15 protein-coding genes are annotated in these 15,896 nt (G+C 62.9%); 5 read left to right on the plus strand and 10 right to left on the minus strand.

Features of this window, described 5'->3' with window-relative positions; all coding sequences use genetic code 11:
* On the plus strand, positions 1–883 hold an 883-nt coding region (locus D477_RS23270; protein ID WP_237740771.1), incomplete at its 5' end, for a hypothetical protein.
* A gap of 412 nt (positions 884–1,295) precedes the next feature.
* A complete protein-coding gene (locus D477_RS22290; protein ID WP_150110083.1) occupies positions 1,296–2,159 on the plus strand; it encodes a hypothetical protein in 864 nt (287 codons plus the stop codon).
* Between the two features lie 692 nt (positions 2,160–2,851).
* Here D477_RS22290 and D477_RS11145 read toward each other — a convergent pair.
* On the minus strand, positions 2,852–3,490 hold the full coding sequence (locus D477_RS11145) for a DUF2637 domain-containing protein (protein ID WP_005269176.1): 639 nt from the start codon (positions 3,488–3,490) through the stop codon (positions 2,852–2,854).
* 615 nt (positions 3,491–4,105) lie between these two features.
* On the opposite strand from D477_RS11145, the gene D477_RS21190 reads away from it, so the two are divergent.
* Positions 4,106–4,867 (plus strand): metallophosphoesterase family protein, encoded by a 762-nt coding sequence (locus D477_RS21190; protein WP_190273555.1) that lies wholly within the window; start codon positions 4,106–4,108, stop codon positions 4,865–4,867.
* Between the two features lie 53 nt (positions 4,868–4,920).
* Here the strand turns inward: D477_RS21190 and D477_RS11155 are convergent, their stop codons facing one another.
* The 3 genes from D477_RS11155 to D477_RS11165 all read right to left on the minus strand — a co-directional run bounded on the left by D477_RS11155 (position 4,921) and on the right by D477_RS11165 (position 6,158).
* Positions 4,921–5,121, minus strand: coding sequence for a hypothetical protein (locus D477_RS11155; protein WP_005269178.1), 201 nt, complete (start codon positions 5,119–5,121; stop codon positions 4,921–4,923).
* A 44-nt stretch (positions 5,122–5,165) separates the two neighbouring features.
* Positions 5,166–5,432: a hypothetical protein gene (locus D477_RS11160; protein ID WP_005269179.1), complete on the minus strand. Its 267-nt coding sequence runs from the start codon at positions 5,430–5,432 to the stop codon at positions 5,166–5,168.
* Positions 5,433–5,516: 84 nt separating this feature from the next.
* A complete protein-coding gene (locus D477_RS11165; RefSeq protein ID WP_005269180.1) occupies positions 5,517–6,158 on the minus strand; it encodes a hypothetical protein in 642 nt (213 codons plus the stop codon).
* 180 nt (positions 6,159–6,338) lie between these two features.
* On the opposite strand from D477_RS11165, the gene D477_RS11170 reads away from it, so the two are divergent.
* Entirely contained in the window at positions 6,339–7,247 is a 909-nt protein-coding gene (locus D477_RS11170) for a hypothetical protein (protein ID WP_005269181.1), read from the plus strand.
* Position 7,248: 1 nt separating this feature from the next.
* Here the strand turns inward: D477_RS11170 and D477_RS11175 are convergent, their stop codons facing one another.
* A complete protein-coding gene (locus D477_RS11175) occupies positions 7,249–8,289 on the minus strand; it encodes a hypothetical protein (protein ID WP_150110086.1) in 1,041 nt (346 codons plus the stop codon).
* Positions 8,290–8,336: 47 nt separating this feature from the next.
* Positions 8,337–9,371: a GmrSD restriction endonuclease domain-containing protein gene (locus D477_RS11180; protein ID WP_005269188.1), complete on the minus strand. Its 1,035-nt coding sequence runs from the start codon at positions 9,369–9,371 to the stop codon at positions 8,337–8,339.
* Between the two features lie 128 nt (positions 9,372–9,499).
* Between D477_RS11180 and D477_RS11185 the strand changes: the two genes are divergently transcribed.
* Positions 9,500–9,847, plus strand: a complete 348-nt coding sequence (locus D477_RS11185) for a hypothetical protein (RefSeq protein ID WP_005269189.1) — start codon at positions 9,500–9,502, stop codon at positions 9,845–9,847.
* Between the two features lie 522 nt (positions 9,848–10,369).
* Here D477_RS11185 and D477_RS11195 read toward each other — a convergent pair.
* From D477_RS11195 to D477_RS11210, 4 genes are all read right to left on the minus strand, one after another.
* A complete protein-coding gene (locus D477_RS11195) occupies positions 10,370–10,876 on the minus strand; it encodes a hypothetical protein (RefSeq protein WP_150110087.1) in 507 nt (168 codons plus the stop codon).
* Positions 10,873–11,301, minus strand: a complete 429-nt coding sequence (locus D477_RS11200; protein ID WP_150110088.1) for a hypothetical protein — start codon at positions 11,299–11,301, stop codon at positions 10,873–10,875. The genes D477_RS11195 and D477_RS11200 overlap by 4 nt, the downstream gene beginning before the upstream one ends.
* A gap of 874 nt (positions 11,302–12,175) precedes the next feature.
* Positions 12,176–12,427: a hypothetical protein gene (locus D477_RS22670; RefSeq protein ID WP_005269193.1), complete on the minus strand. Its 252-nt coding sequence runs from the start codon at positions 12,425–12,427 to the stop codon at positions 12,176–12,178.
* An 85-nt stretch (positions 12,428–12,512) separates the two neighbouring features.
* On the minus strand, positions 12,513–15,545 hold the full coding sequence (locus D477_RS11210) for a type I restriction endonuclease subunit R (RefSeq protein WP_005269194.1): 3,033 nt from the start codon (positions 15,543–15,545) through the stop codon (positions 12,513–12,515).
* Positions 15,546–15,896 lie beyond the last annotated feature (351 nt).

Below are 15,896 nucleotides of genomic sequence, written 5' to 3' on the forward strand. Positions count from 1 at the left end.
ACCTTTTGGATCCGGTAAGTCGGAGATTGCCGAAGAATGGCATAGATCAGCTATAGCCAGGCTTACCTCGGACCGAAGTGCTCCAATACCAGTTTGGCTATATGCCAGGCAGATCGGTCATGAAGGTCTTGAAAAAGTCATCGCCGATCAAATAGGTTTAGGCCTGCTTCGGGCCCGTGGGGTCGCCGCAGTGATTGACGGTCTCGACGAAGTTGATGGAGCTCGGGCGGAGGAGATTGCCAGGGACGCACGAATCCTAGTGGCAAGTAACTCTTTGTCCTCCGCCTTGGGGACAGCCAGGCCAGGAATTCTACCTCCCAACGAGGATGACCTCGTTGTCGAGGGGCTGCACGAAAATGCTGCCCGGCAACTCGTACAAGAGCTATCCGGACGTCAACACATCTCATGGGACTGGACGTCGGAACTCGTCGCAACCATACGGCGCCCATTCTTCGCTCTGGCTGCTGCTGCCTTGGTGGCAGCGGGGGCAGCGCCCAAGGGCCAAGCCGAACTTATGAAGAGCTTGGTGGAGCAAGCTCTCTCACGCGCCAGTGCCGCTAACGCCACCGCATCCGAAAACACTTATGACGCGCTGCTTAGGATGAGCGTATCGCTAACGCGAACGAACGGGCTGGACGACGGGCTGACTTTTCACGAACGACAACTTGCTGTTTCGACGAGACTCGTAACGCCAACTTCTCTGGGGACGGCTAAATTCACCTTGCCTGTATTCGAGCAATGGTTTTCTGCTCAAGCATTACTGGGGTCTTCGAACTTACTTCACGAAGCTCTTGCAAGTCCGATGACCTTCGACCGATGGCGCTGGGTGATTGCTGTCGCGGTTCTGAGCGGACGCGCTGAGACTGGCCGACACCCTCATTGAAGCATGTTTGCGCATGAATCCCGGGGCGGGAGCGTGGGTTGTCGATCAGGTGTCCCAAGGGTGGCGATCAAAACCATCCGGACGGGACGGCGAAAGTCCCCGTGCTGAATCCGTCGCACCACGCCTTCTTCGCGCCATTCGAGCGTGGATCGATGCCGTAGGCCCACTTGCGCCGTTCGTTCTTCCCGTGCAGGATCCGGCGGCCTTCCGGATCGGAATTGCAGTGGGCCAGGGGTGGGTGGCTTATGGATGGTCGAATGCGATAGTAAAAAACGACGAGATAGTCGAACTTCCTGACAGTGCCGAGATCTCAAGCGCGAATGGGTTCACTGAGTGGGTTGCAGTGACGACATTGAGATACCCGTTGGACTCCTTATGGCCGTGGTCCGTCATCCGGGACCAGATAGCCAAGATGACTCTGCCTCTTCTTGACAGCGCCTCTTTGGGTCGGTTGCAGGACTCAGTCTGGGAAGAAGAATTGCAGTACGACATCGCCCGGACCATAATGAGCAACCGAAGCGTGCTGCATCCCCCCTTGGACTGTAGAGACGTTATTTCTGCTGGTACCGAACTCCTCGAAATCGAACCGGCAGCCGATTCTCGGACTTTTTCCATTGACGGAAGGCACGTCGAAGACTGGCAAATCATCAATCTCATCGCTAGATGCGAGCACCAGTCCCCTGCTTTATTAGAGCGGCCACTACCTGTCCCGGATGCGAGGCTGGAAACCGCAGACAGCTGGATCGAGTCCATTTACAGCAGCCATCAACTCCTACGCTTCGCGGCTGAGCTACTAGGAAATGCCTGCCGTGCATATGAGGAGGCTACAACGAGCCTTTTCGCCTCCTTCAGATGGTCACTCAGCCGCAATGCATACCAGCCTGTGGCCTCTCTCGGGTTCTTAGTTCGGCGTAACGACGTACTTAGAGGCCATGAGCACATGCTGGGCCACGTTGAAGTACCAGCAGAAGTCTTTCAGAGATTTGTGGATAAGCACCCAGAGGCAACGGTTGCCTCCAACAGCCGGGCAGCTGTCCTGGTCCGCGCTTCACAGCAAGAGCTCATTGAAGAAGTCTTCCCTGAGCTGACGCAGGCAGTGAGCGCATGGGCCCTGCGCTCAGGCCAAGAATCGCCTTTCCTCAGTCAAGGCTGGACGTTGGAGGGACTGGCTATTAATGCCGCGCGACCGGCTAGCCAAATGGCGGCCAAATGGATATACAGCGAACTCAAGAACTTGTCTTTGGCTTCCGGAACCTTTCGCCAATTTTCGCGTTGAACGGTGCGGGGGTGAACAGCCGGAGGGAATTTCACCGGCTTCCCAGCCATGCCCGGTGCTGTGACCGCCGTCGGCGACCAGCAGTCCTTTCTGGCCAAGCCGTTGAGGAGTGCATACGCGGCGACAAGCCAGGCCTGTCGACTCCGACAATAACCGTGTCCCAAATCCGGACCTCTTTTATTAGGTCCTGCAGCTCCATTGACCCAAAGGGTCAGTCGGCGGCGAACTGTTCGAATTCTTCCCTATGCCAGCTGACGCCGGAAGCTGTGAGTCGATGACCGTTGCAGGCTGCTGCACGTTGAGCGCGTTCCCAGGTTCCTGGCTAGTCGGTTCAGCACTTCTGCGGGCAGGCCGCCGGCGACCAGCTCTTCGGTCCGGTGGCAAACCCTCGGCGATGTACTGCTCAAGGTAGCGCGGCCGACACACCACTGACCCCTGTCCCTCTGAAGTTGATAGCCATGAACTGGGTGGAGCATGTCAGGGCGTTGGCCGCAGTAGATGCAGATCCTTGTGCTGTCGGGCCTGGAAGAATTCAGAGCCACCTGTTTGCGGCGCTCCGCTGAAGGGGCTGCTTCTTCTCGCATTAGCGAGGATCCGGGCGACCGTGGTTTTCGAGCACCCCAGCTGCTCTGCGATGACCCTTTGGCTGAGGCGCTGTCCGGCGAGCTCGACCACCTTCCGGGGGTCCTGTTTCACCTTGGTTTGCCGGGTGCCCCAGAGTGGTCCAAACGGGGTGGTCCAAGTGGTCCGGACCGCTGGTCCAAAGGTGGTCCACCTGCTGGTCCATTTCGTGGTCCAAGTGGTCCACCCGAGCGGTCCATTTTGCTGGTCCGCTCGCCCAAAGACCGGTCCATTTCAGCCTTCTTCGCGTACCGCCGGCGCCGCTGGGCGACCGTCCCGTGAACCGGTGCCACCGCCAGGGCGACTGTCGTGTGCGTCGCGAAAAACAGGCTGACCGGCATGATCGATGCTAGGAACGCACCGAAGATCACCGGGGGCGTCAGCGGCTGCGCAAGCCCGTCCGGCACCAGGACATGCGCGGCGTTCGCGGCGACGGAAACCCCGGTGAAAAAGGCAACCGCAGCCCAGGACAACCCCGTATTTTCCCCGCGGGCGCGCTGAACTGTGGCAGCAACGGCATAAACCAGGATGGTCGAATCAACGACCACCGGAACCAGCCAGCGAAGGTGTTCCGGGATGCCAGCCCAAGCCGCAGCCTGCAGCAAACCGAGGAAGGAAAGCGAAAAACTGGCCACCGCCAGCACCCCGACCAGCGCCAACGCCAGCATCGTGATCATGCGGCCGTCGGCTTCAATCCGTGAATTCACCACAGGCATCTCCTCCGCGTCACCATGGTCTTTTGGACCACCGGAAGGCCCAGTCTAGGACCACCCACTGACACTCAGGTGGATCAGTTTGGACCAGCAGGCTGGACCACTATGGACCACCTTCCGGGACCACTTTGGACCAGCGGATTGGACCAGTTTGGACCACCTCTTTGGACCAGTCTGGACCAGCCGGTAAAGGACCGCCGGAAAGGCACACGAGAAGACTCCTGTTCGGGCCCCAAAACCTCTCCTGCACCGCGGCCGATCTGGCCGGATGAGAAGCCCTCCGAGACCCGTCGGCAGGCCGCTGAAAAGTTTTTTCGCTGAACCCCACCGTTTTCTGAAGATGCCGCACACACACGGGCATGACTTTGAATCAGAACCGTGTCCGCAAGGGAGTCCGCGAAGGCGGCCAGTACGCAGCAACCGTCCGCGCAGAATCCGCTGTCGCCCTTGACGGACCACTGCCGGCGGAAGAAGGCAAGGTCGGTACTTCCGCTAGAAGCGAGGTTTACTGCAAACTCCTCGAATCAAGACCGGGGCGTAGCTCCCGTCTGTCTTCCTGCTGCCGGGCCGAGCAGGAAGATGTTGTCGTGGCAGTCGAATAGGATCCTTTGCATGGAGAAATTCGCCGTGGTGGGAGACCTACATGGCAACCTTGGATGGTGCCGGCACGTGATCAAGGCTGCCGCACGAGAAGGCATTTCTACGATTTTTCAGGTCGGCGATGCCGGGTTCTGCTGGCCCGGTCGGGATAAGTTCCGCTTTGACGCCAAGCTGTCGAGACTGCTCATCGACCGCGACATCCGGCTTATTTTCATTGCTGGTAACCACGACAACCATGATGAGCTGGAAGCCTTGGAAGTAGGGTCGGAGGGGCTTGCGAAGCTCCGCGAGGGAATATTTCTGCTCCCCCGCGGCGGCCGTATCAATCACGCAGGACTGACCATCGGCGGCTTGGGCGGCGCCTATTCTATTGACCGGAAATGGCGTACCGAGGGTGCAGACTGGTGGGCTCAGGAGGAAGTGCAGCCAGATGATGTCGCCAAGCTCGCCGCCGGCGGACCGGTTGACGTCCTGTTCACACACGACGTGCCGGATTTCGTGACCATGAAGAGTGAGCTGGACCTGCCAGTTGAGGAGTCGGCACGAGCCGACGTGAGTCGCGTTCTGCTAACCGGGGCTATTCTTGCAACCCGGCCCCGCCATGTTTTCTGTGGGCACTGGCACATGCGGAAGATCGCTGAAGTTGATGTTCCATATGGGTCACTCCGTGTTGATGTTCTCCATCAGGATGGATCTAGGTGGGGCAATGCCGTACAGGTTGCCTGCTCGGGCGGGCTTCCGCTGACGATCGAGCCCCTGGAGATAGTGAGCTAGTACGACTTGAATGATTAGCGAAGAGCAGGGGTACGGACGTTCAGCAGATCGTGTCAGGCGTCCTCGAGCCGCTTGAGCAGCTCGGCGTCGTGAGTCATGACGAACTCGAGGCTTTCCTCGATTTCCCGGCGTCGGGTGTGCCGGTCAATCACCAGCTGGGCACCCTGCTGGAGGAGCACGTCCTTCGAGACATGCTCCTCGGCGGCGATGCGATCGAGCTCGCGGTCCATCTCCTCGGGCAGGTTGAGAGCCATACCCTCATGGTACTGAGCCGGTCCGGACGGTGGCACGGGGACGGTCACGAGGCCCGCAGGAAGACGGCCTGCAGTTCATCCTCGGTGTAGCGGTTGAAGCGCCCGTCACCGCGGCTGACCATCCAGTCACCGACATGGGCTTCCTGCTCACCGTCCCAGAGGGTATCGATCTGCACGCAGCGCTGCTCCGGCGGTAGGGCGGTCCCGCGGACACGTCCGCTGCACCAGGCGGCGACGGCGTCAAGATTGGACGGGGTAATCTGCACGGCATCCACGATGGGCTTGCGGTACTGGAGTTTGATCTTCTGCATTGGCCGGATGTGTGCGGAACCCGCGATTCCCGCACAGAGGCCCCGGACCGAAACGGGTCCGAGGCCTCAACGTGGTACTTGCTCCTAGTAGGTCGGTTCCTGGGGCTGCGTCGGCCGACGGGCGGCGCGCTCCCGGCGCAGGTCCTTGGCGACCAGCCAGCTGGCCTTGCCGATCCTCAGCGGGTTCCACATGTTCGCCGCCTTCAGCAGCTCCGGGTCGCCCTTGGCTTTAGCGCGCTTGACCAGCCAGACCACCGTCAGCACAACGACGGCGGCGATCACCAGCGTGAAGCCCACGTTGAGGAGGACCGAAATGATGTTGAAGACCACGACGGCAGCCGTACCGAGGGTATCGACGATGGCCTGCATGACCGCGCCGAGGAGCATCATCAGCAGATAGGCCGCGCCGATCAGCCATACCCAGCCGGGGATTCCACCGCCGGTGGATTCGCGGACCGGTTCCGGTTCCTGGAAGAACGTCGGGATGTCGGGCACCTCATAGGGACTGGCATACATCGGCTCACGGCCTTCGCGTGCGGCACGACGCTGCTCGGCCTCGAAGGCCATTTTCTTGTTCTCCCAGTTCCGCCGCTCGTAGTCGGCTTCCTGACGGCGCTGGAAGTTGATGTCATCGCGCTCCCGCGCACGGCGCGACTGCTCGCGGGCGTTGCTGCCCTGCATCGATGCCGCGCGTTCGCTGGCGCTGTCGTACCCGAAAAGTCCCATGCTGTTCCCCCATTAGCTGTTCAAGGTCGGGCCGGCGCCCGATGGGGGTGCTGAAACGATTCCCCCGGAATGGATTCTATGTGTCCGGAAGGTCAATCAGCGCTCACCGGCTGCCGAGCGGTCCCCGCCGCACACATAGTGCGTGAACCGATCAGGGGAGGAAGCCGTGGGGCATACCAGTTGGGAACAGGGCACGATCAAGCTGCCGAGCGCCGAATTCGCCCGGGTCCGCAGGCGGTCCAGGACGCCGACACGGAACGGAAGGAGCAGGCCTTCGCGCTGACGCAGGAGTTCTGGAAGGGGCTGACCCGCAAGCAGCAGACCGACATGACCGCGTACCGCGACGCGGGCCGAAAGTTCCTCAGCGACCGACTGAACCAGGCCGATGTGCCTGCCAGCGGCTGGGGACGTTACCGGGAGCCTGACCTGGAGAAGATCAATGTCATCCACACCGCGCAGGGGCTCTGCCAACCGCACTGGGGCCAGGAGAAGCCCAAGCGGGTCATGAAGACCGACGTGGATTTCCCGACCAACCGGACCACACGCTTCCACCTGGCCGACGGCAGCATCGACCTCGACCGCGAGACCAGCTCGGTCGACTGGACCGTCTCCGAGAACACTCGCGCGGTCGAGGATGCCCATGCCGATCCGCTCGCCAAGGAGTTTTTCAAGGCGATCGGCCAGGTGAAGTGGACGCGCGGGACAGGGGGCGTCTTCACTGGCAATGATGAGCTCAATCAGGACAACCGGCATGCCGGCGGTGGGGCCAACTACGTGACCCGCGCGTACGGTCCCATCGGCGCGCAGGAGGCGCCGGGCCAGTGCCATCCCTACACCGACTCGCAGGGCCGGCGGATGACCCAGGACGCGCTGGCGAAGCTGCGGCAGGAGCAGTTCCAGGCCGAGATGGACCTGCAGCGCAAGCTCGAGCGCCAGGCCCCGGAAAGGCACATCCACCGGGGTGCAGCCGCGCGGCCACAACGGGCACGCCGGCCAGTTCACCTACAAGCGGTACTCCGAGCCGAACTTCCGGCTCTAACGGAAACCAAACAGCCCGGCAGGGCGCATCCTGCCGGGCTGTTCTGCTGAACTAGCTGGCTTTCGTCGATTCCGCCGCAGCGTCCTCGTAGGGCGGCGGGGTGAACCAGTCGCGCGGCTTCGTGCCCTTCTCCTTCACGAGGATGACAATCGAGAGCACGATGACCGCAACGGAGGCGACCGCCTCGATGACCAGCGGCGTCATGATGGCGGCCCAGGCGAGAGCGACAAGCAGACTCAGGACGCCGGTCCCGAGAGCCATCAGCGGCTGCAGGTCGCGGACGATTCTGCTGTCCGAGATGAGCAGCACTCCGAAGAACAACCCGGCACCAGCACCCACCAGCGAGAGGGGCAGCGACAGCTCCAGTCCGTCCATCCACCTGACCGTCCCGGCGAAACTCATCACCATGGAGACGCCGAGGAAGAGGGCGACAATGCCGGCCGCCCGGCGCAGCTTCAGATTGGCCGGGGCTGGACCGGGTGTTTTGTCTCTTCCGAGGGCCAGGCAGGCCACTATGACGACGGCGAAGCCGAGCAGGTGTCCCAGTGGCAGAGCGGACTGACCGGCCACCCCCTGACCGATCAAAGCCGTGCCCGCCGTGCCCAGCAGGGCGAGCGAGAAAGTCGAGGATGCCGACCGCGCGTTGACCAGGACGATGATCGCCACGACCAGCGTGGCCAGCCCGCCGGCGGCCAGAAGCAGACCGGCGAAGATGTCCAGGCCCTCGGGCTGGAAGGATGCGAAGACTGCGATCGACGAGAGCATGCTCCACAGCGCAAAGATGATGCCGACGATGCCGGATCCGATCCGCAGGCCCATCGACGCCGGCTTACGTCGCGGCGGCGGCGGCATGTAGGCCATTGGCTGCCCCGGGTACGGCGCACCGTAGTACTGGCCCGCCTGAGGCTGCGGCGGGTACGGGTATGCCGGTGGAACGGGCTGGTAGTAGCCGGTCGGCTGAGCCTGGTAGTACCCGTCCGGCACTGGCTGCGCATATCCGGGCGGCGGAGGGTAGGCGGCCTGCACCGGCACTTGTCCCTGAGGAGGTACCGGTGGCTGGTCCGGCGCAGGAGGTGGATTGTTATCGGTCATGGTGTGTGTGCTCCCAACTAGTGCTCCCCCGGACACCCCGGGTCGTCTTAGGACTCGCAGCCGACGCCGTCGCCGTCGCGGTCGAACTTCTGGTCCCATCCCGGATCCCCGACCCGGATCGGGGCGACACCAGCGGCCTTCACCTCGGAGCAATTCGCGTACGAGGTGATCACCCTGTCGTCTCCGCCCGTGGCCATGTCGACAGGAGCTTCCTGCTGGACCGGCTCCTGCGCCGCCGGTGCTGGCTCTTCCTTCGCCTTCACGGGAACGTCGACTCCACCTTGATCGGCGGGGACCGGCTGGTCCGGGCAGGAGTTGGTCAGGATGTTGCGGATGGCGTCATGCTCGGCTTGGGTCATCCAGAGGCCGTACTTGGCCTTCACCGCGGTCTGCAGCGCCACGTATTCGCATCGGAAGCCCTTGTTCGGCGGCAGCCAGGTCGCGGCATCGGAGTCGCCCTTGGCGCCGTTGGTGGGTCCATCGGCGGCCATCAGGTTCAGCGGGTCGTTGGCGAACGCCTCGCGCTGCTCGCGGGAGAGCTGCTGGGCGCCCTTCTGCCAGCCATCGGAGAGCGCCACGACGTGATCGATCTGGACGAGGGTGCTGGACTTGTCCCCGCGCACGAAGTCGATCGTGGTGGCCGTGTAGGGGTCAGCCAGGGTGCCGGTCAGTACCACGCAGTTGTTGGTTCCGGGCTTGAAAGTCTCATTGGTCAGGTCGCGCTGGAGGATGTCGTTGCGGGCGTCACAGCCGTTCCGGTCCGGGTCCATCCAGCCGTTGCCGAACTGGTCACGGGAGTAGCCGGTCTTCGGGGCCCGGCCCTTGATGGCGATCGTTTCCAACTGCTCGAGCGCTGTGCCGGCTGCAGCCTTGGTTGCCTTGTCCTTAGCCTTCTCCTTTGCCGGGGCCTTAGTGGTCTCCTCGGCGGGTGCCAGGGTAGCCGACGTCGTGGTCGCCGGGCTGGTCTCGGCGGCGCTGGCGGGAGCCGGGGCTTTGGTGTCGGCCGGGGTGCAAGCTGCCAGCGACGCGGCAATCAACAGGGCAGCGGTCACGGAGAGGGTTTTGGCGCGGATTTTCTGCATGTTCCTTATGTGTACGGAAGACCCGGTGGATCTCACGATCCAGCCTAGTAGCGAGGCACCCGGCGGCAGGGAAGGCTCGCGGCGGCAGCCGGTAAGATCAGAGCTCAATTGCAGCGAAGGAGGCCTGAATGGCCGAAGTGATCGACCAGCAGGCGATACTCGCTGCCGCCGAGGACGTCATGGTCCGCCCCGTCGGCGGCGACGCACTGGCTCTCATCTCACTGCGCGTCGCGGCCGGATTTCTCGAGTTAGTGTTCCGCTGGAACGACTACCCTCAGCCGCTCGGCTACCGGGTGGAGCTGCCGGACACCACCGATCATCCGGTATGGACAAGATGGGCGCCGCAGGCGGTTGAGGAATGGGTCGAATATGCCGTCCGGTTCACCTTGATCGAGGACATGCAGACAGGCCTGCTGCAATACGGCGGCCGTCACTTCGACGGCGAAGTGCTGTGGCTGGAACGAGAGCCGGCTTGAACATCAGGACTGAGCTCGATGGTCTGGAGGACGGCGATGGACACTTCGAAGTTGTCGGTTCAGGCCCAGCGGCGCTTCTCCGCTACCACCTCCGTCCTCCCTATGGCCGCAGCTTCCAGTTCGTTGAACCGCTAAATGAGATCGCCTCGCGGCTCGCCTCCCGCGCGTATAGGCAAAGCGCCGCGGGCTCAGGGGCCACGCCGCTGGGCCTGTTCACGATTCATGTATGGGAGTCAGCCCTGACCGCTCCGGAGGGTCACACCATGATGGTGCTAAGCAGCACCGGTGTCCGCGTCATCAGTCCGGAGAACCCAGGACGCAGGTAGGAGGTTCTCCGCCATCGAAGGAGGCATCCGCGGTGCGGCATGACGTGCATCCGGTGATGCTTGCAGCAGTAATTCTCATGGTCGCCGCCGGCGAAGTCATAGTTGGCCTTCAGCTCCTCGATTGGCGTGCGGTCGCGCACCTCGGGATCGGGACCGCCACCTTCCTTGTCGGACTGGGCTCCTGCGGCCGGGCCTCTTAGGACAGCGGCGCCGGCCGCGACCTGCGTTCCCTGACCAGCGTTGCGATCAGGAGTCCGGCTGGCGCAGCCCAGATCACGAAGAGGACGAGCGAGCCGAAGAAGTCCCTGACTTCGGCAACGGCAAAATGGGGAACCAGAACGCCCAGAAGTACGCCGAGGAACGCCAGTCCCACCGTCGGTGCGGTCGGAGTGGTTGATCGGCTTTTTACGAGCAGCATGATGCCGGCGTACAGCATTCCCCAGGACGCCAGCCCGAGGAAGGCGCTTTCCCCGTCGAAGTCGTAGTTGAGTCCTGCTACACCCATGACGGACTGGAGTAGGGAGAAGATGATCACGAGGATGCCGGAGGTAACGCGGAGTCCCGAGACGGGCGGTTTGGCGGGCACCTGCGGATACCAGGGCGCCGGAGCGGGCTGTGCGTACACCGGCTGGATGTACTGCGGCGGGCCTGACACCGGTTGTCCCGGCCCCTGCGGTGGCTGTCCATAATGGGGCTGGCTCATCGGGAGGCCTCCTGCCGCTTGGATGCACGGTGGATGTCCGCAGCACGTTCAGTGACATGGGACCGGATGATCAGGAACATTCCGGCGGCGGCGTACACCAGACCGGGCAGCCCGATTGTCAGGATGCCGGTCAGCACCAGCCCAAGGTAGGTGAGCCCGGCCAGACCGGCGAAGATCGCCGTCACATAGGTAAGCGATTCGCGACGGGTGCGCAGGGTGGAGAGGGTGACGATACCGGTGACGCCCGTGCCCATGGCCATGATCGGCAGGAGGAGCATAAGCGCAATATCCCCTCCCCCTACTGCGCTGTCGTAGTAGTCGAAGGTCTGGAGCACTCCCCAGAGCCCGGCTGCCAGCATGGCGATGCCGGCGGCCAGCCGCAAAGGCGGCACCGGAGCCTTCACCCGCCAAGCGGGCAGAGGCATCTGGATCCAGGCCCCTGTCGGCTGCTGTGGAGCTTGGTATTGCGGCTGAGGGTAGCCCTGCGGCTGTGCGAACCGCGGGCCAGGCCGCTGCGGATACGACGGCTGCTGGTAGCCGTACGGTGGCTGGCGCGGTATCTCCTCGCCGCCCGGGTGGATTGTGTTCATGTACTCCCCCAACTCGAAGTGAATGCTTGAAGTTTACCGTTTCATGGCTCGGCCGATAGGTTACCGCTCTTTGGGGCCCATGCCGGGCCGACTCCGTCTTGGCGGCAGATTCAGGTGCGGTTATCCACAGGAGTAGGGATTCGCTTCGATTGTCGGACCGCATCAGTCATGGTGGTTTCTGTATCCGTGATTCAAGGGGAGGACATCGATGGCGACCGAGATCGAATAGCTGATCGGTGCGATTAACATGGAGGAGTGCTACCGGCGACGCAGAATTCGGGGCCAGGACTTCAACACCTGGCACGACGAGCTGGCCGAGTGGAAGGATGCCGGGCAGGACCACGAGAGCCTGGCTCTCCTGGGCGAGATCATGGACGTCTGCGAGACCCTCGAGCCGTATGACGCTCGCGAACCCCAACCCTACTGGTACCAGGAGGCGGCAAAGGTGCATCGCCGGCTCGGTGATCAGGCAGGTGAACTGACTGTGCTGCAGCGCTGGTTTGCCTGCCGGCCGCCGGAACGCTGGCGACTGGACAAGGCCAGGGAACGGGTTCATGGCCAGGGCCGAGCGGGTTCGTCAGTTGCTCTAGCTGTCCTGCCTACTGCGGATCCATCGCACGGAAGTAGTGCGCCACCTTGGTCTCGTTCAGGAACTCCTTGCCCTCGACCACGCGGCGGGCGATGCGGGCACTGTGCCCGACCCGCTCCCCTAGTTCCTCGTCGCTGAGCCCTGAGGCGGCGAACCGCTCGGCGAGCTCGGCGCGGGCGGTGCCGGCGATGATGGCGCGGTGGGCCGCCTCGAAATGGTGATCCGGATCTGGAAGAGCGAGGCCGGCAGCCCGTCGGGGCGCTCCTCCGGATGCTCCTGCGCAACCTTCTGCTCATGCGGCTCGCCCGGGTCGTAGCCGTACTCGGAGAGGTCGTTTCGGTCGGTGAAGACGTGCCTGGCAGGGACCTGCATCGAGATGATGGACCAGTCGTTGTCCGGGTCGTCATCCTGGATGGCGTGCTGCTCGGCGTACTCGCGGGACAGGGCGCACGAATTGTCAGTAGTGGGTGGACACGTAGTCGTAGGCCCGTTCGAACAGCTCTCCCTGCAACGGCAGACGGTAATGGCGCAAGACTTTCAGGACAGCCCTTCTGACTTCCATATCGCCGTGTTCCATTGATGCCCAGCCGTCCCAGCGGACCTCTTTCACGATCGCGTCAATGTCACGGACAACCTTCTCCAGGATGACTGGTGTGTTGTCCGGCTTGTACTCCCTGAAGATCTGGGTGAGCGCACCAATGTTCGAATCCGGCAGCAGGTCCAGGGCGGCCTTTCCGCCGGTGTCCTCGGCCTTCTCCGCAGCCGCCATATCGGTTGCCACGCTCAGGATCTCCTGCAGGTAGGAGACGGACTCCTGGGCCTTGGCGAACTGCCGCTCGCGCAGCCGCTCCAGGCGCTCCGAAAGGCTCTTGTAGACGGCGTGGCCGCCGTTCGCCCCTTCCAGCCGGCGGCGCAGCCGGTTCGCGATGTTGTCGACAACCTCGGAGGCCGTGATGACGGTGTCTTCGCCGGATCCTTCCTCCGGGTCGATGACGCCAGCCTCAATCAGGCGCTTGATGGTACCTTCGTCGGCGATCACAACGTCGACCCCGGTGTCCTTCACCTTGACGTCGCCGATGTGGCCGTGGACCAGCTCGAGGGTCTTGGCACCGATCCGTTCCCAGAGCAGGTCCCGCCGGGTATCGGTCGGCAGCACCGAGGCGTAGACCTTGGACAGCCACTTGTAGTCAGCCTGGTGGTCTTCCAGCCGCTCGTCCGGCCAGACGGCCTCCCAGATCCCCTGCAGCATGCCGAACTGGGCTGCGAAGCGCTCCTGCGCGTTATCGTCCGGGATACGCTCATGCGCGGCCTGCAGGGCATCAAAGCTGCTGCTGGTACGGTCGATGCCGGCGAACCGGTCCAAGGTGTTGGCCAGCTCGACCTCGAACTGCGTGATCAGGGAGTCGACCTCAAGCTCCTTTCGGGCGTGCTCGGGGTTGGCAGGCTTCATAGCCCGCGCGAACCCGTCCCCGAGGCCGACATAATCGACAATCAGCCCGTGCTTCTTCTCCTGGCCGGTGACCGAGTTCTTCCAGTTCCGGTTGGTCCGCGTGATCGTCTGGTAGAGGGTGTGCATCTTCATCGGTTTGTCCAGGTACATCACGCCCTCGATGGGTGCGTCGAAGCCGATGCCGAGCTTGGAGGTGACGATCAGGAACTTGAGCGGGTCGCCGAGCTCGCGGAAGCGGTTGAGCAGGTCTTCTTCGCGTTCGTCGGTGATCCTGAACTGCTGCCAAGATGGGTCGTCCTTGGAGTTCACCGACATGATGACGGCGGCCTCGTCCGGAGTAGCGTCGGTTCCGGCGCGGGCAGACAGCTGCCGGGTCAGCTCTTCGTGGTAGGCGACGCAAAGACCGCGGTCGAAGACGACGATCTGGGCTTTCATGCCCAGCGGGTCGATGGTCGAGTAGAAGTGCTCGATGATGTCTGCGCACACCTTCTGGACGCGCTCCGGGTTGGCAAAGAAAGTGCGGGTGTGGGTCGCCTTGGACGCGACGAAGTCCTGCTCCTCCTCGGTCAGGCCTTCTTCCTGGGCGAGCTCGTCAAAAGCCTTGTCCAAGTCGTCCCTGCGGATGTGGAACTGCACCAGCCGCGGCGCCACATGCATCGGAACCGTGGTTTTGTCGGCAATGGACCGGTCAGAGTCGTAGGTGTTCATCGCGTGGTTGGGGTCGTCCGGGTCCCCGAACAGCTCGAAAGTGTTGCGGTCGGCGTCGGCGATGGGTGTTCCGGTGAAGCCGAAGAACCGGGCGTTCGGGAAGGCCCGGCGCAGGTGCTTGCCGAGCTGGCCTTCCTGCGTGCGGTGGGCTTCGTCGATTAGGACGATGATGTTGTCCCGCTCATTGAGCACGCCAGCATCCTTGAACTTGTGCACGGTCGTGAAGATGACGCCGCGCTGGTCTTTCAGCAGCATCGACCGCAGCTCGGGCGCGCTGGCGGGGGTCTGCAGGGACGGCATACCGGCCCTCAGGAACTGCCTGTACATCTGGGACACCAGCTGAATCCGGTCCGCGATCAGGATGACCGACGGGTTCTGCAGCCGCGGCTCATTCACCAGCTTCACGGCGGCGAACAGCATCGCGATGGTCTTGCCGGAACCCTGGGTGTGGTGGATCAGCCCCTGCCGCTTCGTGCCATGCAGGGCACGGGCGTGGATCGCCTCGACGGCTTCGACCTGCGGATACCGCGGCACGATCTTCAGCAGCCTGGGCGCTCCGGAGTGCCGACCCTTCAACTCGAACGCCGTGAAGTCGGCGACAATGGAAAGCACCATGGCCGGATCCAGCAACAGCTCCACGGAGCGCTGCACCCGCGGCCACCCGTTCGGCTTGATCTCCTCGGTGGTGCAGCCCCAGACGCCCCAGTGCTCGATGTCCGTGCCGACGCCGCCATACCGCAGTTCCTTGCCGTCGGTGGCCACTGAGAAGGCATTGGGTACGAAGAATTCCGGCCACCCCGGCTCGTAGACGGTGTGGATCTCATTGGCTGCATTCAGCCAAGTGACCCGGGCCTGCAATCGAGTCTTGGTTTCAATGACCACCAGCGGGATACCGTTCACCCACAGCACCAGGTCGAACCGGGCCTGGTGTCCCGGGGTGCCCATGGTGACCTCGTCCGAGACGACCAAGGTGTTGGCCGCCGGGTAAGTGAAGTCGATAAGGGTCACCGGGTCATAGCCCTCCCTGCCTTGGAACCGGTGGGTCTTCTGCCCGCGCAGCCATTCCAGGAACCGCTGGTTCGTGACCACCAGCCCGTCCTCGCGCGCGGAGAGCATCATCGCCCTGAGGGGACCGAGGATCTCTTTCGCCCGGGTCGAATCTTCGGCAACGGCAGGATTCAGCTTTGCCAGAGCATCGGTCAGGTCAGACTCGATCAGCACGTCCTCGGTGCGCCGCGCGAGCTGGTTCCCCGGCACGTGCTTCCAGCCCGCTGCCACCAGCAGGTCCAGGATCGGCTGCTGCACCGTATTCGCTTCGTTGAAGCCCGCCAAATCGTCATCCCCCTCATGCCACGTCGTACTGCGTCCAGCCTATGTGTGTTCGCTACGGAACATGCGTAGGTGGTGAAGCGTTACGGGCATTCCATCCGCTAGTCCTGCTCCCACGGCCGTCGTACACCGGATGAAGCCGTAGCCAACTCCCCTGAAGCTAATTCAATGAGCCCGGCGATCCGAAGCAGCTCGTCCTCTGTAAAGCGTGAATCCCCATGTCGTCCATGTCTACCGATGGCCTGATGTCCATCTGCAGCAGTAAACGCAATCGCATGGACAACAGAATCACGTGCCTGCTTCGCCTTTCGTGCTGGACCTGCACACCAGTCTTGGATGTTGCTCCGGACAGGC

The sequence above is a fragment of the Arthrobacter crystallopoietes BAB-32 genome (assembly GCF_000328305.2).
Lineage (GTDB): Bacteria > Actinomycetota > Actinomycetes > Actinomycetales > Micrococcaceae > Crystallibacter > Crystallibacter crystallopoietes_A.